General features: G+C 64.0%; 15 protein-coding genes. 13 read left to right on the top strand and 2 right to left on the bottom strand.

The window, feature by feature from the left end:
* The 5 genes from AC1RTP_RS27695 to AC1RTP_RS27675 form a co-directional block, all read left to right on the top strand.
* On the top strand, positions 1-2,719 hold a 2,719-nt coding region (locus AC1RTP_RS27695), incomplete at its 5' end, for an ExeM/NucH family extracellular endonuclease (protein WP_498611864.1).
* Positions 2,720-2,730: 11 nt separating this feature from the next.
* The gene (locus AC1RTP_RS27690) at positions 2,731-3,345 is read left to right on the top strand and encodes an NF038129 family PEP-CTERM protein (RefSeq protein WP_498611863.1); all 615 of its coding nucleotides are present in this window, start codon (positions 2,731-2,733) and stop codon (positions 3,343-3,345) included.
* 166 nt (positions 3,346-3,511) lie between these two features.
* The gene (locus tag AC1RTP_RS27685; RefSeq protein WP_498611862.1) at positions 3,512-4,186 is read left to right on the top strand and encodes a winged helix-turn-helix domain-containing protein; all 675 of its coding nucleotides are present in this window, start codon (positions 3,512-3,514) and stop codon (positions 4,184-4,186) included.
* The gene (locus AC1RTP_RS27680) at positions 4,186-4,857 is read left to right on the top strand and encodes a LuxR C-terminal-related transcriptional regulator (RefSeq protein WP_498611861.1); all 672 of its coding nucleotides are present in this window, start codon (positions 4,186-4,188) and stop codon (positions 4,855-4,857) included. Before AC1RTP_RS27685 ends, AC1RTP_RS27680 begins: the two co-directional genes overlap by 1 nt.
* Positions 4,858-4,908: 51 nt before the next feature.
* A complete protein-coding gene (locus AC1RTP_RS27675; protein WP_498611860.1) occupies positions 4,909-5,280 on the top strand; it encodes a hypothetical protein in 372 nt (123 codons plus the stop codon).
* Between the two features lie 48 nt (positions 5,281-5,328).
* Here the strand turns inward: AC1RTP_RS27675 and AC1RTP_RS27670 are convergent, their stop codons facing one another.
* On the bottom strand, positions 5,329-8,514 hold the full coding sequence (locus AC1RTP_RS27670) for a S8 family serine peptidase (RefSeq protein ID WP_498611859.1): 3,186 nt from the start codon (positions 8,512-8,514) through the stop codon (positions 5,329-5,331).
* Positions 8,515-8,518: 4 nt separating this feature from the next.
* Positions 8,519-9,268, bottom strand: a complete 750-nt coding sequence (locus tag AC1RTP_RS27665) for an NF038120 family PEP-CTERM protein (RefSeq protein ID WP_498611858.1) — start codon at positions 9,266-9,268, stop codon at positions 8,519-8,521.
* A 334-nt stretch (positions 9,269-9,602) separates the two neighbouring features.
* On the opposite strand from AC1RTP_RS27665, the gene gspG reads away from it, so the two are divergent.
* Genes gspG through AC1RTP_RS27625 form a run of 8 tightly spaced genes read left to right on the top strand, consistent with a single transcriptional unit; the run spans position 9,603 to position 17,314 of the window.
* Positions 9,603-10,034: a type II secretion system major pseudopilin GspG gene (gene gspG / locus AC1RTP_RS27660; RefSeq protein ID WP_498611857.1), complete on the top strand. Its 432-nt coding sequence runs from the start codon at positions 9,603-9,605 to the stop codon at positions 10,032-10,034.
* Positions 10,035-10,055: 21 nt separating this feature from the next.
* On the top strand, positions 10,056-11,240 hold the full coding sequence (locus AC1RTP_RS27655; RefSeq protein ID WP_498611856.1) for a type II secretion system F family protein: 1,185 nt from the start codon (positions 10,056-10,058) through the stop codon (positions 11,238-11,240).
* Entirely contained in the window at positions 11,237-12,922 is a 1,686-nt protein-coding gene (locus AC1RTP_RS27650; RefSeq protein ID WP_498611855.1) for a GspE/PulE family protein, read from the top strand. Before AC1RTP_RS27655 ends, AC1RTP_RS27650 begins: the two co-directional genes overlap by 4 nt.
* Positions 12,915-13,694 carry a hypothetical protein gene (locus AC1RTP_RS27645; protein ID WP_498611854.1) on the top strand — a complete coding sequence of 260 codons (780 nt, stop codon included), beginning with the start codon at positions 12,915-12,917 and terminating at the stop codon, positions 13,692-13,694. The genes AC1RTP_RS27650 and AC1RTP_RS27645 overlap by 8 nt, the downstream gene beginning before the upstream one ends.
* Complete coding sequence (locus tag AC1RTP_RS27640; protein ID WP_498611853.1) at positions 13,691-14,236, top strand: hypothetical protein; 546 nt, start codon at positions 13,691-13,693, stop codon at positions 14,234-14,236. The genes AC1RTP_RS27645 and AC1RTP_RS27640 overlap by 4 nt, the downstream gene beginning before the upstream one ends.
* Positions 14,233-14,763, top strand: a complete 531-nt coding sequence (locus AC1RTP_RS27635) for a hypothetical protein (RefSeq protein WP_498611852.1) — start codon at positions 14,233-14,235, stop codon at positions 14,761-14,763. Before AC1RTP_RS27640 ends, AC1RTP_RS27635 begins: the two co-directional genes overlap by 4 nt.
* Positions 14,760-15,320, top strand: a complete 561-nt coding sequence (locus AC1RTP_RS27630) for a hypothetical protein (protein ID WP_498611851.1) — start codon at positions 14,760-14,762, stop codon at positions 15,318-15,320. The genes AC1RTP_RS27635 and AC1RTP_RS27630 overlap by 4 nt, the downstream gene beginning before the upstream one ends.
* Positions 15,317-17,314, top strand: a complete 1,998-nt coding sequence (locus AC1RTP_RS27625; protein ID WP_498611850.1) for a secretin GspD/PilQ domain-containing protein — start codon at positions 15,317-15,319, stop codon at positions 17,312-17,314. The genes AC1RTP_RS27630 and AC1RTP_RS27625 overlap by 4 nt, the downstream gene beginning before the upstream one ends.
* Position 17,315 lies beyond the last annotated feature (1 nt).

Raw genomic sequence — 17,315 nt, 5'->3', positions numbered from 1 at the left:
CCTGGTCAAACTGGCCAGCAGCAATACCTCCGTTGGCGTAGACCTGCCGGCAGACTTCTTTAGCGGCAGCGTGAATATGAGCGGCGCATCCGGCAAGGTGGCGCTGGTCAATAACAATACGGCCCTGACGGGCGCGCAGCCAAGCAGCGCGTCGATCCAGGATGTGGTCGGCTACGGCACGGCCAACTTCTTCGAAACGGCGGCGGCGCCGGCCATGAGCGCGACCACCAGCCTGCTGCGCGCGGATGGCGGCTGCACCGACGCCAATAACAACGCGACCGACTTCAGCGCCGTGGCGCCGGCCTTCCGCAGCGCAGCCTCGCCGGCCAATGCCTGCAACAGCGGTCCTGTGCCGCAGCCTATCGTGACGTCTTGCCCGGCCAGCGCCTCGCTGGCATACGGCAGCGGCGGCAGCATTGCGCTGTCGGCTTCGGATGCGGACGGCATCGTCAACGGCGCAGTGATTACCTCCGCAGCAGTTTCAGGCATGAGCCTGGGCAGCCTGACGCCGGCTGCCGGAGTCGGCGGCAGCGCCAGCGTGTCGCTGGTGGCTTCGCCATCCGTGATGGCGGGTGTTTATCCGGTTGCCGTCAAGTTCACCAACGACCAGGGCCAGGATGCCAGCTGCACCATCAACGTCACAGTTGATGTGGGTTCCAGCGTCGTGCGCGTGCCGCAGATCCAGGGTTCGGGCGCAACTAGCCCATTCAATGGCGTGAAACTGACCGCCGAAGGCGTGGTGACGGCCAAGGTTGGCAGCGGCTTCTTCATCCAGGATGAAGCGGGCGACGGCGATCCAGGCACGTCGGACGGCATGTTTGTTTACATGGGGGCCGCGCCGGTGACTGTGGCGGTGGGCGATCTGGTGCGCGTGTCCGGCACCGTGACCGAATACAAGCCGAGCGGCGCCACCCGTTCCTACACCGAGCTGTCGACCGTGACCTCGGTGGTGACCCAGGGCAGCGGCCACTCCATCACTGCGGCAAATATCGACCTGCTGGACGTGAACCTGGCCAATTACGAAGGCATGCTGGTGCGCTTCCCGGGGCAGTTGACCGTCAACGCGACCGACTCGCTGGGCAGCCGCGGCGAACTGACGCTTTCCGTTGGACGCCGCGAAGTGCCGACCAACCGCTATCCTGCGCGCAGCGCCGATGCGGTGGCCATGGCGGCAGCGAATGCCGCCAATATGATTACGCTGGACGACGGCCTGTTCGTCACGCCGACCACCGTGCCTTACCTGGACCAGGATGGCACCGTGCGCGCCGGATATACGGTCAGCGGCCTGACCGGCGTGCTCGACTTCGGCGCGCTGGGCAGCGGCGGCGCGGGCTTCAAGGTGCAGCCGACCGAGGCGCCGATCTTCTCGCGCGACAATCCACGCACTGCTGCGCCGGTACTGGTGGCGGGCAACTTGCGCGTGGCAAGCGCCAATGTGCTGAACTTCTTCACCACCTTCACCGACGGCAGCAATGTGCTGGGCCAGACGGGGCAGGGCTGCACCCTGGGTTCGGGTACCAGCAAGTCCAATTGCCGCGGCGCCGACAATATGACGGAGTTCGTGCGCCAGCGCGATAAGATCGTCGCTGAACTGAAGGCGATCGATGCCGACGTGGTGGGCCTGATGGAGATCCAGAATAATGGCGACTATGCCGCCGGCTACCTGGTCGACAGCCTGAACGCCGCTTACGGCAAGGTGGAATATGCCTATGTGCCAAAACCAGCGGCCACCGGCACCGATGCCATCCGCGTAGCGATGATCTACAAGCCGGCCAAGTTGGCACTGGTGGGCGGCGCGCTGTCCGATGCAACTGCTGTCAATGACCGTCCGCCGATGGCTCAGACCTTCAAGGCCGGCAACGGCGCGAAGTTCAGCCTGATCGTCAACCATTTGAAGTCGAAGCGTTGCAACGGTGCGAGCGGCGCCAATACCGACCAGGGCGATGGCCAGAGCTGCTACAACGCCGACCGCGTGGCGCAGGCGCAGCAACTGGTGGACAACTTCGTACCGCAAGTGGTGGCAGCGGCCGGGGATCCGGACGTGCTGCTGATCGGCGACTTCAACTCGCACGGCTTCGAAGACCCGATCCTGTACCTGACCGCAGCGGATCGCCAGGTCCAGTTCGAGAACCAGCTGGAGCGCTTCGTGCGCCCGAACGGCATCCCGTACTCCTATGTGTTCGACGGCGAGAGCGGCTACCTGGACCATGCGCTGGCAAGCACCTCAATGAGCTCGCAAGTGGCAGGTGCGATGGAGTGGAATATCAATGCCGACGAGCCGGAAGTGTTGGACTTCAACCTGGATGGCAAGAACACTGCCGCACAGAACCTGTACAACGCGCTGCCATACCGCGCATCCGACCATGATCCGGTGGTGATCAGCCTGAACCTGGCGCCGGCCTATGTGGATGTGACGACCAGCGTGCAGGTCCAGCGCTCGGGCGTGGTGCAGGGCCGCTTCAGCAACGTTGGTACCGCCACGGCGTGGATCAGCAATACCAGCGGCGCCAACATGAGCGCATCGGTGCAATACGTGCTGCAAGGTTTGCCGGCTGGCGTCACCGTTGCCAACGCGACGGGCTATTTCAACGGCATGCCTTATATTACGGCCGCGCCTTCACTGGCCGCCGGCGCCCAGGCCACCGTGCAGCTGCAATTCAATAATCCAGGCCGCGTAGCCATCAACTACACGCCAAAAGTCTACAACGGCAGTTTCTAAGGACCAGAACCATGCAAATCAAATTCTTCTCCCGTTTCCTGCGTGCGCTGGCGCTGTTGCTGGCGCTGGGCGCCAGCAGCCATGCAATGGCCGATGTTGCGCGCCTGGTGACCCTGGACACTTCCGTCTATGGCGCCGGCCGCGCGGGCTACCTGGACTTCACCTTCAATGGTGTGGACGGCGCCCCTGCCGCTACTGCCACCATGACGCAGCTGCATGGCTTTAATATGGACCCGTCCAATTTCTCGCCTTGGGGCGACGCGTCGGCGGTGCCTGGCGGTTTCGCGATGCTCAATTCCATCAACTTGAACGACGTGTTGTACCAGGGCGTGTTCGGCGGTATGTTCAGCTTCGTGCTGACGATTTCGGGCGACGCTTCGGCGCTGCTGAATTCCGATTTCGGCGTGGTGGCGTACGACGACCAGTTCAACCAGATCAAGGGCAAGATCCTGGACCTGATGTTCGTCGCCGCACCGGATGGCAGCCCGGACCTGCAAGTCCTCTCCATCAACAACGCGATCGCCACCGTTGGCGATGCCCCGGCAGCCGCCGTGCCGGAGCCGGGTTCGCTGGCCGTTATCGCCCTCGGCCTGCTGATGCTGGCGCTGGCGCGCCGCCGCGCTTAAGCCCAGTCGGTTGCGCAAACGCCACAGGCACCTCGAGGGTTGCGGCCCCGAGGTGCCTTTTCACTTGAAAGTAACAGAGCGAAATCGGGATTTATTTCTTTCGAATATTAATACTTAAACAAAATTGTATTAGTGTGCATGACTTGGCATGCCTCATAGTTTTGCCATGTCCTTCCAAGTACTCGTCATCGACAGCGATCCTGCCGTGCAGCAGCTGCTGGCCCATAACCTGGGGCAGGCCGGCTACACGGTGCTTTGCCATGGCGATGCGAGCACGGCGCTGCAAGGAGATTTGCCCGAAGCGGTGCTGCTGGAATGGGATTTGCCGGGTGAATCCGGACTGTCATTAATCCGCCGCTGGCGCGCCGCGCCGCAAACCAGCGAACTGCCGATCCTGATGTTGAGCGCTCGCTGCGCCGAGCAGGACAAGGTGCTGGCGCTGGAAAGCGGCGCCGATGACTTCATCTGCAAACCCTTCGGCCCGCGCGAAACCATCGCCCGTCTGCACGCGGTGCTGCGGCGGCGCCGCCCGGCCGCCATGCCCGGCGCCTTGCAACTGGCCGGTTTGCGGCTCGACCCAAATACCCTGAGCGTGACGGCGGGCGAGCGCCAGCTGAACCTGGGCCGCGTGGAATTCCGTCTTCTGAACTACCTGATGCACCATCCAGGGCGCGTGCATAGCCGCGCGCAATTGCTGGACCAGGTGTGGGGCAGCCATGTCTACCTCGATGAGCGTACGGTTGACGCCCATGTGGGGCGCTTGCGCAATGCGCTGCAACCGAGCGGCCTGCACGATGCGATCCAGACCGTGCGCGGCAGCGGTTATCGCTTCCACGCCTAATGCTAAACACTAACTCCCGCGAGCAGGAGTACCTGCTGCACGCCATCGATGCGGCGCACGGCATCGCTACCCAGCGCGAACTTTTCCTATGGAGCCAGGGTGCTTTGCAAACCTTGCTGCCACACGGCGTGCTGCTGTGCATACAGCTCGACGACCAGGGAAGGGCGCGTAAGGTGGACTGCTTGCACAGCATGGTGCTGGCGCCGTCCGAACGCGCCTTGCTGTGCGATGCAGCCCAAGGGCCGGTTTCGGCTTGGCTGCGCCAGTGGCAGCAGGGCGGCGGCCAGCCGCTGGCGCTGCAGGCGGGCGATATGGGACATGGGATGGTGCACGGCAGCGGGGCGTTGGCTGCTGGCGGGAGCGCCTTCGTGCTGCTTGGTATGCCCTCGGTGGCCGGTTTCCGGGAATCGTGGCTGCTGCAATTGCTGCTGCCTTACCTGCACCTTGCGCTGCAGCGGATTGCTACTGCTGCCCTGGCGCCAGCAGTGGCGCCGTCGGTTTCGCCGCGGCAGGCGGAAATCCTGCAGTGGCTGCGTGAGGGCAAGAGCAACGAGGAGATCGGGTGCCTGCTGGGAATCAGTCCTCTTACCGTCAAGAATCATTTGCAGCGCTTGTACCGCCAGCTAGGCGTGAACAACCGTACCCACGCGGTGGCGCGTAGCGTGGGTTGACCGCGGGCGCTTGCGGCGCGATGATGGCCCATTCTTTCCTGGAGCTTTGCTATGAAACGTTTAGCTTTCCTGTTGGCCTGCCTGATGGCGGGTGCTTGCAGCCATGCCACCCCGGGCGGGCCGAAAACTCTTACTGAGCTTAAATCGCTGGGACGTGCGCTTGAGTGTCATTCGGATCAGCAGTGCAAGACGGTGCCGGTCGGGGCGAAGTCTTGCGGTGGACCGGAGTCGTTTATGGTGTATTCCACGCTTCATGCCAGTCCGGAGAAAGTGAATGCGGTGGCGGAGCGCTATCGCAAGGAGCGGGATGCGGAGAATAAGGCGAGTGGGATGGTGAGCGATTGCAGGATGCTCATGGATCCGGGGGCGCAGTGCAAGGCGGGTGCTTGCCAGTTGGGCGGGCCGAATGGGGCTTTGCAGTAAGAACCGGTAAAACGGTGTCTGACCCGCGGGATCAGACACCATTCACGCTTAGTCGCGGCGGGTGCTGGTGATGCGTTCCTGGGTCTGCTCAGGGACCGGGACGGTGGTGTCGACTTCCAGCAGGGTGCTGCTGGTCGTGCCGCCCGGGGCGGCGAACACTACTGCGCCGAGGTGCTTGGCGTTGCCAAGGCCGGACCAGGAGGCGCCAATGGTGGCGGTGGCGCCGGTGAACACCATCGATGGCAGGCCAAGCTTCAGGCCTCCGCCCATTTCATCCTTAGCGACGGTCCACGAGGACAGCGTGTAATTAGCGCTGCCGCCCAGCGGGGCGTAGCCGACTACGCATACCTTGTAGTCGCCGGCCGCTGGCTGACTCAGGGTCACCACTTCGTTGGAGGTCGAACCGCCGCTGGAGCCTACCTGCGTTCCGGCGCTGTTCAACACCACCAGGTCCAGGTCGTCGTGGTCGCCGGCCTGGTAGCCGGATGTGTCCACGTCGTACAGGGCGAAGCGCGCCACCAGGGCGTTGGCGGGCACGCTGACCGTGTGCATCCTGACGCCTGCGTTGCCGCCGGCCTTGCAGGCTGCCACGCCGCCGTCGCTGGAGGCATCGGTGCTGACGCTTGCCGCGCTGCGGGTAGCCGGTTTCAGTCCGCCCTTCATCGCCGCCAGCGGGCCGGTGAAGCCTGCTCCGATGGTGAAGGAGGTGCTGCCGGTGGCCGCTTCGTTATACACCTTCGATGGCACCGAAATCATGGCCGGGCGCGCGGTCAAGGGGCTGCGCACCACGTGGCCTGCATTGTCGGTCCAGGTCAGGTTGCCGTAAGCCCAGGCGTTGGCCGGAGCGCTGACATTGGTCAGGCTGACCGTGAAGCTGGCCTTGGCCCCCGGCGCCAGCGTCAGGCTCGATGGGCTGACCACCACATTGAAGCCGGGCAGGCTGGCATTGGCAGTGTAGGTCGCTTCCTGGCTGCCGACGTTGGTGACGGTGCGGCTCATGGTCAGCTTGCCAAGCACGGCGGACGCGGTCAGCGATGCCAGGTTCAGGTTGTACGGCTGGATGGCGCCGTATGGCGCGCAGAAGCTGGCCGTCAGGGTGCCTGGGATGCCGCACATGAAGCGGATCCAGTCGACCGGCCCAGAGTCATACACCAGGCCCGGGTCGGTTGCCTTGTTCGGGCGAACGTGGCCCGCGCCCTGGCCCCATGGCAGGGTGCCGGCCGCCATGCCTGGCTGGCCGTCGGCGAAGGTGTCATAGGCGGTGGTCATCAGGGCCGATTTGATGGCGGCCGGCGACCAGTCCGGGTGGGCCTGGCGCAGCAGGGCGCCGAGGCCGGCCACGTGCGGGCTGGACATCGAGGTGCCCTGGTAGCTGGCCCAGTTGGCGTCGGGGACCAGGGTGCCGTTGGCGATGGCGTCGCGGTCGGCCGGGTTGTTGTAGTCGGCGGTGACGGCGGCCAGAATATCCACGCCCGGCGCGGTCAGGTCGGGTTTGAGGATGTTGGCATTGTGCTTGTTAGGGCCGCGCGAGGAGAAGCCCGCCATTTGCGGCGCCGGCACGGTGCTGGTGGTCAGCACCGATTTGCCGATATTGCTCGCACCACTTGGGTGGTCCGTGATCCAAGTGCGGGCGGCGCTGCCGTCTGCAAAGTTCAGGTGCACGGCCGGGATGCTGTGCGGGTCGGCCACCGGCGCCTGGGCGGCGGAGGTATCCATCAGGATCATGCCGGCGCCGCCGGCTTCCTTGACGGCGCGCGACTTGTCGACGCGGGCGCTGTTGCCACGTTCGCACAGCAGCACCTTGCCGCTGGCCTTGGCCGGATCGAGGGCGGCGTCGCCGCCGCCGCCATAAGTAACGCGGTCTGCGGCGGTGTAGCACAGCCGGGCCGCGGCCTTGTCGGCGGTGCTCAGCTGGGCGTACGGCTTGATCGCTGCGTCGCGGGCCAGGATGGTCGGTGTGTCCGGCAGCGGGTTCTGGTTGTAGGAGGCGCCGCTGTAGCTGCCGCCGCCGACCAGGTTGATGGTGGCGATGCTGGCGCGGTTATGCGTGGACGCGGCCACGGTGGTCAGCCAGGGTGACAGGTGGGCCACCGCATTGCTCGGGCCGGAGTTGCCGCCCGAAGCAGCGACGAAGACACCGGCGGCAGCGGCATTGAAGAAGGCCATTTCAACCGGGTCGGTGACGCTGGTCTGGGAGCCGCTGATCGAGAAGTTCAGCACATGCACGCCGTCGGCCACGGCCTGGTCGATGGCGGCCACGCTGTCGGAGTTGAAGCAGGAATTGCGGGTGCCGGTGCCGTCGGTGGCGGTCGCGTCCGGGTAGGTCCAGCACACCTTGTACATGGCCAGGCGTGCACGTGGAGCCATGCCGGACATGCTGCCGATCGGGATGCCCGACAGCTTGCCCACGGCGCCAAAGTTGCCGCCGGCGGTGGTCGAGGTGTGATCGCCGTGGCCGCCATGGCCGGTGCTGCCGGCGATCGAGTCGCGTGGCGAGACGAAGTCGGTCCAGTGCAATGGACGGCCGCTGGCGAGGAAGCCGGAATTGAAGTAGCGCGCACCAATCAGCTTGTTGTTGCAATGGGAGGCGGTGAAGCCTTCGCCGGTGATGCAGGCGCCATGCCAGTTGCTCGGGGAGTCATATACCAGGGTGCCGCTGATATCGAAGGTAGGCTTGCCCTGTTCGTCCACGCGGTCGGCGTAGGAGGTGTGCTCGGGCCAGACGCCGCCATCGACAATGCCGATCACCACGTTCTCGCCGGCCTTGTCGATGCCGCCGGCCTTGGCCCACAGGCCGTCGCCCAGGCTATCGAGGCCGAGGAATTTCGGCGTGTAGTTGGTATCGAGGGAGCGCGCTTCGTCGGCGCTGATGCTCGCCACTGCGCTGGATTTCTTCAGGGCGCGCACTTCGGCATCGGTCAGGCGGGCGGCAAAGCCGTTCAACACCAGCTTGTACTTGTGGACGATCAGGGCGTCCGGCACCAGGGCGGTGGCGCTGCTTTGCTGCTGGTCCAGGTAGGAGATGTAGTCCTGCACGTTTTGCGCGGTGACGTCCAGGCGGGCGCCGGAGGCCGGCTTGGTGGCGGCCAGGCCATTCACGCCGCCGGCGTAGTTGGCGACCGGCGCGTCGGCCAGTTGCACGATATAGGAGTGGCGCGCTTCTTCGGCGCCGGCTTGCAGGGACAGGCCGGACAGGACGGCGATGACGGCCAGGGTCAGGGGTCTCATTTTCATGCTCTTATCCTTTCGTTTGGCGGTTGCGGCGACGCATGGCGCCCAAGCCGGCGAGGCCCAGCAACATCAGTGGAGCAGTGCCGGGCAGCGGCATCTCGACATCCAGGTCGTCGACCGCAAATTGGGCGGCGTAGGGCGCCCAGTCGGCCATATTGAAGCAGCCGCCATTGCCGTCGAACAGGCAGGCGCTGATGTTCATGCTGCGCAGGTTCAAGGCGGCGAAGCCGGCATCCAGGTTCCAGGTCGAGAACATGAAGTGGCCGTTGGCGTCCTGGCCGGCGAAATCGGCGCGGCGCACCACGCTGCTGCCATCCTGGGTGGTGGCATTCAGCACCAGCTGGCCGTAGCTGCCGTCCGGCTGGCCGCCGACCGGCGCGAAGAAGGAGAAGCGCAGCGAGCGCAGGGCAAAGACACCGCCGGGGCGGTCGACATCCACCGAACCATCGTTCCAGCCGGCGTAATACATGCTGCCATTACCGGACGGGCAATCGATCACCGCACCGCAGCTGTTTGGATTGCTGCCATCGAGGATTTCTCCGCCCATGCCGTCGCTGATGCCCAGCGACTGGACATAAGCTGAAATACGCGAGGTGAAGGTCAGGCCGCCATCCTTGAATTGCTCGCCATGGTTGTAGACCATGGGCGCCAGGGCGTCGAGGCTGGCGACGCCGGCGTGGGCCGGTGCCGCCAGGATGGCTGCGGCCCCCGCCAGCGTGCAGGCAGCCAGTTTGATGCGGGTGAAATGTCTCGTCATGATGCGTTCCCTTGCTCTTTTAAGTGGTCGAAAACGGCTTTCCCTGCGTTGCACAGGTTGCAAGAAATATAGCAACCGCACGATTGAAAGTGGTTAAAAATTCAATGACAAATATTCAATTTTATAAAAGGAAAAACAAACAATGTTCGGCAAGGCCTATGGCCGGAGGGCATTTGCTTTCGATTTCACTTGTGAATAAATCGCGACACTTTTAATAACAAACAAGCGAAAAATGTCTCAGCTGAGACAAGCGTCCCGCACACCGTAGAAAATGTTGTCGGAACCCAAACCTGCGTGGTAGCCTCTGCCTTCTAACTTGGCGGAGGTTTCCCGGATGTTTGCAGCACGGATTCATAGCAAGGCTGGTCGAGGTTTCACCCTGCTCGAATTGCTGGTGGTGATCGTCATCATTGGCCTGCTGGCCGCCTACGTAGGGCCCAAATATTTCGGCCAATTGGGCAAAGCTGAAGTCACAGCCGCCAAGGCGCAGATCGAGGCCTTCGAAAAGGCGCTCGATGCCTACCGCCTCGATGTGGGCCGCTACCCGAGCACCGAAGAGGGCCTGAACGCGCTGGTCGCGGCGCCTGCCACCGCCGGCGCGAAATGGAATGGTCCTTACTTGAACAAGGTCGTACCGCTCGATCCTTGGGGCCGTCCATATCAATACAAGGCGCCCGGCGCCAAGGCGGAATTCGAAATCATCTCCCTCGGCAAGGATGGACAGCCGGGCGGCGAAGGCCAGAACGCCGACATCGGCGTCCAGTAATCGCAGCGCGGCCTGACGCTTATGCAGTTCGAAGTTCGCACTCTGTCGCCCGACATGGCGATCGGCCAGTTGGTGATCGATGGCCGCGACGAAGCCGATGCACGGCGCCAGGTGGAGGCGCGCGGCCTGTTCGTCAGCGCCATCACGCCGCGCCGCTCAGGGCTGGGCACAGGCAAAGCCAAGGCGATTTCCCTCGTACTGTTCAGCCAGGAGCTGCTGGCGCTCTTGAATGCGGGCCTCGGTGTCGTGGAAGGCCTGGAAGCCTTGCTGGAAAAGGAAGCGGCGCCTGCGACGCGCGCCGTGCTGGAACGCTTGCTGTCCGGCCTGCGCGAGGGCCAGCGTTTTTCTACCGTACTGGCCGAGCAGCCGCAGTTGTTCCCGCCTTTATATGTGGGCATCGTCAAAGCGGCCGAAGGCACCAGCGACCTGCCGCGCTCCCTCGAACGATTTATTGATTACCAGCTGCGGGTGGACCTGGTGCGCACCAAGCTGGTAAGCGCCGCCATCTATCCTTGTATCCTGATGCTGGTGGGCGGCGGGGTGTCGCTTTTCCTGATTTCCTATGTGGTTCCGCGTTTCGCCGAGGTGTACCAGGGCGCGGGCCGCAACCTGCCTTGGATGTCGCAGGTGATGTTAAGTTGGGGCCAGTTCGCGGCGGCCCATACCACGCCGCTGCTGGCCGGTATCGCCGCCCTGATCGGCGGTGCGGTGTTCGGCGTGCGGCGCCTGGTGCGCAGCGGCGGCATGGCCCGTTTGCTGGCGCGCTTGCCGGGTGTAGGTGAACGCATACGCATTTATGAATTGTCTCGCTTGTACCTGACGCTGGGCATGCTGAGCGAAGGCGGCATCACCATCCTGAATGCGGTCGATACCGTGCAGGCCATGGTGTCGGCGAATGTGAAGGATGGCCTGCAGGGCGCGCGCGCCATGATCGAAGCGGGGTTGCCGCTTTCGTCGGCCTTTGAAGCGAATGGACTGACCACGCCGATTTCCCTGCGCATGCTGCGCGTCGGTGAGCGCACCGGCGAGATGGGCGCCATGCTGACGCAGTCTGCGGCCTTTTACGACGGCGAGATCTCGCGCTGGATCGACCGTTTTACCCGCACTTTCGAACCCTTGCTGATGGCAGCCATCGGCATTGTGGTGGGTGCTATCGTGGTGCTTTTGTATATGCCGATTTTTGACCTGGCCGGAGAAATGGCATGACAGTCCCGGTACTTGACGCAAATGTGCTGGCCAAGGCGCGCGCACAATGCGCGCACTCCAAGCGCAGCCTGGTGGAGGAGCTGGAGGCCCTGACCGGTATCGAGCCGCGCATGGCCGTGCGGGCGCTGGCGCTGCCCTTCGGGCTGGCCGTGCTGGAGACGGCGGATATGCTGGCCTTCGAGCCGGCCTTTGACCTGATGCCGCTGTCGCAGGCGATGGCGCGTCATTGCGTCTTGCTGCGTTCCCACGATGGCGCGGCGGTGGGCGTGATTGCCGATCCTTTCGACCTCGATTTGCAAACCTGGCTGGCGACGCAGGCGCGCTGCTCGGCTTCTGCGCCGCTGCAATTGCGGCTGGCGCTGCAGTCCGATATCCAGGCTTACCTGTCCAAGCAGGAGGAATCGGCGCGCGCCGTCGATACCCTGGTGTCGGGCGCGGAAGGGCAGCGGCGCGATGGCAAGACAGCCGCTGTGCTGTCCTTTGCCTCTGTGTCGGAAGGCGCTAGCCCGGCGGTGCGCCTGGTGAATTCGACCCTGTACGATGCGCTGAAAGCCGGCGCGTCCGACATCCACCTGGAATCGACTGCCGGCGGCCTGGCTGTGAAATACCGGGTCGACGGGGTGCTCGACCATGCGACAGCCGTCAACGGCATCGACGTGGCGGAGCAGATCATTTCGCGCCTGAAGGTGCTGGCCGAGCTGGATATCGCGGAACGCCGCGTACCGCAGGACGGCAGCTTCCGCGTCGAATCGATGGGGCGTGAGATCGACTTGCGCGTGTCGATCATGCCTTCCATCCATGGTGAAGACGCGGTGATCCGTATCCTGGATAAGCGCGCCATGATTGAATCCTACGGCGCGCTGACGCTGGAGGCGCTGGGCTTTGATGCGGCGTCGCTGGCGACCTTGCGTTCGCTGGCGCAGGAAGCTTACGGCATGCTGCTGGTGACCGGTCCGACCGGTTCCGGCAAGACCACAACGCTGTATGCGGCGCTGACCGAAATCCATAACGGCCGCGAAAAGATCATCACCATTGAAGATCCGGTCGAATACCAGCTGCCGGGCATTCTGCAGATTCCGGTCAACGAGAAGAAGGGCCTGACCTTCGCCAAGGGTTTGCGTTCGATCCTGCGCCACGACCCAGACAAGATCATGGTGGGCGAGATCCGCGACCGCGAAACGGCGGAAATCGCGGTGCAGTCAGCGCTGACGGGTCACCTGGTGCTGACCACCGTCCACGCCAACAATGTGTTCGATGTGTTCGGCCGTTTCACCCACATGGGCATCGATCCGTATGCCTTCGTGTCGGCGCTGAACGGCATCTGGGCGCAGCGCCTGGTGCGTATCAACTGCCCGCATTGCGCGGTGGAGGTGACGCCATCCGACGATGAACTGGCTAGCGTCGGCCTGGCGCGCGGCGATGTCTATGAGTACACCTTCAAGGAAGGCAAGGGTTGCGGCGATTGCCGCGGAACCGGCTTCAAGGGCCGCCGATCGATCGCGGAAATCCTGACCCTGAATGATGAAATCCGCGAGCTGATCGTGGAAAAACGGCCAATCCGCCAGATCAAGGCTGCCGCCTACGCCAACGGCACTCGCAGCCTGCGCCACGCCGCGCTTGAAGTGGTGCGGCGCGGCGATACCACGCTGGCGGAAATCAAGCGGGTGACCTTGCATGCTTAAGAATTTTACCCAGTCCCTGCGGATCGAAGTCACGCCGCAAGCCTTGCGCCTGCTGCGTGTGCGGCGCTGGAGCAAGGGCGCGCCGGAGTTGCTGGCCGAGCAGGCGCTGGCCGCGGAAGCTTTGCCTTCGGGCGCTGTAGCCGAAGTGCTGCCAGGCGCGCTTGCCGGCTTGCTGGCCGGACAGGACGCCAGCGGAAGCGCTGCCTGCTTTGTGCTATCGGACGAACTGGTGCGCCTGTGGCAAGTGACGCCGCCGGTGCAGGCCGCACGCCTTGCCGACCTGGAAGGCGCCACGGCGCTGCGCTTCCACACCCTGTACGGCGAAGCGCCGGCCGCCTGGCATATCAGCGCGGACTGGAACGCCTCAGCGCCCTTCATGGCTGCCGCCATCCCGCGCCTGCTGAAAAGCGTCATCGAAAACGCCGCTGCACAGCATGAGCTGACGGTCACCGCCATCATGCCTAACTTCGTCGCCGCCTGGAACCGCCATGCCGGCGCGCTGAAAAACGGCGCATGGTTCGGTGTCGCGCAGGCGGATGTGCTGGCGCTGGCTGCCTGCGAAGAGGGCCAGTTGCGCGCATTGCGCCATATCGCCATTCCGCACGGCGCCGACCATTACTGGCTGACGCAAGCCGCCCAGCGCGAGGCCCTGCTGCTAGGACTGCAGCAGCCGTCCCTGATCCAATTGAGCGGCGATGTGCCGGCTGCCCTGGCAAAACCCGCCGGCAGCGACAAGCACATCGCGACCGCAGCCCTGGGAGTCGCAGCATGAAGCCGATGCTGATCGACTTTGCCACGCCAGGCTGGCGCGCCGTGCTATACCGCACCCATCCCGCCATGCTGGCGGCTGGCGTGCTCGGCACGGCATTGCTGCTGGCCGGCGCTGCAACCGGCATACAGGCTGCGCAGCAGCAAGCTGTCCGTGAGGAAGCCCTGCACGCGCAGCAGCGCAAGCTGGCGGCCGCTGCGCGCACCCCGGAACGCAAGCCGGAAACCGCGATTCCTGAAGCACAGGCCGCGGCGGTCAACGCCGCCATCCTGCAACTGAACCTGCCGTGGCGCCAGCTGCAGGACGCGATTGCCGCCGCCAATTCGCCCGCCGTCGCCCTGTTGTCGCTCGATCCCGATCCGCGCAAGCAGACGCTGAAGATCACCGCCGAGGCCAAAAACAGCGATGATATGGTTGGCTATATCGAACAGCTGAAGCAGCAGGAATTTTTCACTGGCGCCGCCTTGCTGCGCCATGAGACCAATGAGCAGGACCCGAACCACCCGCTGCGCTTCCAGGTCGAAGTGCAATGGAGGGCGCGATGAACGCGGCCGCCCTGATGTTGCGCCTGCGCCTGGCCGCCATGCGCCTTGGTGTCGTGGGTTGTGCTGCGCTGGCTTTGCTGCTGGCCGGCGCACTGGCGCTGGCATGGTCGATCAAGGCGCGCCAGCTGGCTGATGCCCCTTTGCCGCCGGCACCGGCGCAGCTTGCCCAGGCCGCGCCGCCCCCAACATCCAACGAGAACCTGGATCACTTCTACGTCTCGCTGGGTGACAAGCGCTACGCCGAACAACAGGTCAAGCAATTGTTCGACATTGCTGCCAAGACCGGCCTGGCTCTGGACCAGGGCGATTACAAATTCAGCGTGGACAAGGCCAGCCGCGTGGCTGCCTACCAGGTCACATTGCCGGTCAAGGGCGCTTACCAGAACATCTGGCAATTCAGTCTGCAGGCGCTGACGGCGATTCCGTTCGCGGCGCTGGACGATATCGCCTTCCGCCGCGAGACGATCAGCGAGCCGGTGGTTGAGGCGCGCCTGCGTTTCACCTTGTACCTGAAGGAGAAGCCATGAAGCCGCGCCATATCGTCATGGGTGTGACACTGGCTGGCGCCGCCGCGCTGGTAATCTTCGGCGACAAGTCTCCCAACAGCACCGTGGCGGAAGCTGTCGACCGCCGGCCGGCGCGCGCCACGCCTGCAACGGCGCGCTCACCTGCGGCAACGGCGACCACTGCGAACGCGCGTCCTGGCGAAACAGCCATCCTGCGCCTGGTGCCGCGCGAAGAATTGATCGGCGACGCCGGTGAAGGCTCCTTCAAGAGCAAGGACGGCGTCTTCGGCGGGCAGTCCTGGAACCCGCCGCCGCCACCGCCATCGGCAGCAGAATTGAGACCGGCGCCACCGCCGCCGCCAAGCGCGCCGCCATTGCCATTCCAGTACCTGGGCAAGGCGGCAGCAGACGGCCAATGGGAAGTTTATCTTGGCCGGGGCGAACAAACCTTTGTGGTGAAGAAGGGCATGCAGATCGACGGCGCCTACCGCGTGGACGCGATTGCCCCGCCAACCCTGACCTTGACCTACCTGCCCATGAACCAGGTGCAGCAGCTAAATATTGGAGTAATTGAGTGAAGCCAAGTTTGAGAACGCTGACCCTGTCGGTCATGGTGCTGGCGCTGTCCGGCTGCGCTGCCGACAAGGCATATCGCGATGGCAGCGAGCTGGTTGAAAAAGACCAGGTGGAAGCCGGCCTGATGAAATACCAGGAAGCGATCAAACGCGATCCGGACAATGCCATTTACCGCAAGGCTTACCTGGAAGTGCGCGACCGCGCCAGCGCGCGCCTGCTGGAGCAGGCCGACCAGATGCGCAGTGAAGGCAAATACGGTCAGGCAGGGCAGAATTACCAGCGCGTGCTGGTGATGAACCCGCAGAACGAACGCGCTCGCGCCGGACTGCGTGCGCTCGAGATGGCTGATCGCCACGAAAAGCTGCTGGCGCTGGCCGGCGATTCGCTGGACCAGAAGGATTTCGATGCGGCGAAGAGCCGTGTCAGCACCGTGCTCGCTGAAAACCCCGACCACGCGCGCGCCCGTTCGATGATGCGGGCGATCAATGAGCAGATGCCGCAGGCAGCGCCGGAGAATGGCTTGTCGAAGGCGTACAAAACGCCGATCACGATCGAGTTCCGCGATGCGCCGCTGAAGCAGGTGTTCGACATCATCTCGCGTCGCTCGGGCCTGAACTTCATCTTCGACAAGGACGTCAAGAGCGACGCCCGCACCACCATCCTGCTGAAAAACAGCACGGTGGAATCGGCCATTTACTTCCTGCTTATGACGAACCAGCTGGAGCAGCAGGTCATGGATAGCAACACCATCCTGATCTACCCGAACACGGCGGCCAAACTGAAGGAATACCAGGAGACGGTGGTGCGCACCTTCTACCTGTCCAATGCCGAAGCCAAGACCGTTGCCAACACCTTGAAGACGATCCTCAAGTCGCGCGATGTGGTGGCGGATGAAAAACTCAACCTCGTTATCCTGCGCGACAGCGCCGATGCGGTGAAACTGGCCGAGAAGATCGTCGCCATGCAGGACCAGGCCGAGCCTGAAGTCATGCTGGACGTGGAGATCCTGGAGATCAAGCGCAGCCGCCTGATGGAGCTGGGCGTGGAATGGCCAAGCTCCGTCGGCCTGTCGATCCTGAACAGCGACAAGAAATCCACGCCGCTGACCTTGCGCGACCTGGACTTCATCAACCGCAACTACATCGGCGTCAGCCCCCTGAGCGCGACTATCAACGTCAACAAGACCGATGGCGACACCAACCTGCTGGCCAGTCCGCGCATCCGCGTGCGCAACAAGGAAAAGGCGAAGGTTGTGATCGGCGAGAAGGTGCCGGTAATTACCACTACCGTGTCGCCTGGCACGCAGGGCTTCGCCTTTGAATCGGTGAGCTATGTTGATGTCGGCCTGACGCTCAATGCGGAGCCAACGATCTACCTGAATAACGAAGTGGGCATCCGTATTGCGTTGGAAGTATCCAGCCTGCTCGGCAAAATTCAGACCGCGTCCGGCACCACCGCTTACCAGATCGGCACGCGTCAGGCTTCCACCTTCCTGCAGCTGAAGGACGGCGAGAACCAGGTACTGGCTGGCCTGATCAACAGCGAAGAGCGCAGCACGGCCAACCGCGTGCCTGGCCTGGGCGACCTCCCGATCCTGGGGCGCCTGTTTGGTTCGCAGACCGACGACAAACAAAAGACCGAGATCGTGCTGTCGATTACGCCGCACCTGGTACGCAACCTGCAGCGTCCTGAAATTTCTGCGGCAGAATTCTCCGCCGGCACCGAGGCTAACTTCCGCCGCAAGCCTGACGTCACGCCGCGCCCGCCCGTAGTGATGCCTGGCGCCCGTCCAGCCGGCGGCGCGCCTCTGCCAGCGGGCGCCGCGCCAGTGCCAGCCGCGCCGACGCAGGGCGAAGTCCCGGCTGCGGTGCAGCCAGCGTTGCCGGCGCCGCTGCCCGCACCAGCCGCAGGCGATTCGGCCGCACCGCAAGGACTTCCGCTCTCCAACAGCCAGCCTGGCGCGGCGTCCAGCGTGACCAAGCCTAAGACACAATAAG

The sequence above is a fragment of the Pseudoduganella sp. GW821-FHT11H04 genome, from assembly GCF_058807935.1.
The sequence above is the reverse complement of the archived record's forward strand: the minus strand, read 5'-3'. Positions and strand labels throughout refer to the sequence as shown.

Excerpts from the sequence above, each read along its gene's own strand:
- AC1RTP_RS27645 (WP_498611854.1), top strand. The coding sequence starts at position 12,915 with ATGCTTAAGAATTTTACCCAGTCCCTGCGGATCGAAGTCACGCCGCAA.
- AC1RTP_RS27690 (WP_498611863.1), top strand. The coding sequence starts at position 2,731 with ATGCAAATCAAATTCTTCTCCCGTTTCCTGCGTGCGCTGGCGCTGTTG.
- AC1RTP_RS27670 (WP_498611859.1), bottom strand. The coding sequence starts at position 8,514 with ATGAAAATGAGACCCCTGACCCTGGCCGTCATCGCCGTCCTGTCCGGC.
- AC1RTP_RS27675 (WP_498611860.1), top strand. The coding sequence starts at position 4,909 with ATGAAACGTTTAGCTTTCCTGTTGGCCTGCCTGATGGCGGGTGCTTGC.
- AC1RTP_RS27665 (WP_498611858.1), bottom strand. The coding sequence starts at position 9,268 with ATGACGAGACATTTCACCCGCATCAAACTGGCTGCCTGCACGCTGGCG.
- AC1RTP_RS27630 (WP_498611851.1), top strand. The coding sequence starts at position 14,760 with ATGAAGCCGCGCCATATCGTCATGGGTGTGACACTGGCTGGCGCCGCC.
- AC1RTP_RS27685 (WP_498611862.1), top strand. The coding sequence starts at position 3,512 with ATGTCCTTCCAAGTACTCGTCATCGACAGCGATCCTGCCGTGCAGCAG.
- AC1RTP_RS27650 (WP_498611855.1), top strand. The coding sequence starts at position 11,237 with ATGACAGTCCCGGTACTTGACGCAAATGTGCTGGCCAAGGCGCGCGCA.
- AC1RTP_RS27640 (WP_498611853.1), top strand. The coding sequence starts at position 13,691 with ATGAAGCCGATGCTGATCGACTTTGCCACGCCAGGCTGGCGCGCCGTG.
- AC1RTP_RS27655 (WP_498611856.1), top strand. The coding sequence starts at position 10,056 with ATGCAGTTCGAAGTTCGCACTCTGTCGCCCGACATGGCGATCGGCCAG.
- gspG (WP_498611857.1), top strand. The coding sequence starts at position 9,603 with ATGTTTGCAGCACGGATTCATAGCAAGGCTGGTCGAGGTTTCACCCTG.
- AC1RTP_RS27635 (WP_498611852.1), top strand. The coding sequence starts at position 14,233 with ATGAACGCGGCCGCCCTGATGTTGCGCCTGCGCCTGGCCGCCATGCGC.
- AC1RTP_RS27680 (WP_498611861.1), top strand. The coding sequence starts at position 4,186 with ATGCTAAACACTAACTCCCGCGAGCAGGAGTACCTGCTGCACGCCATC.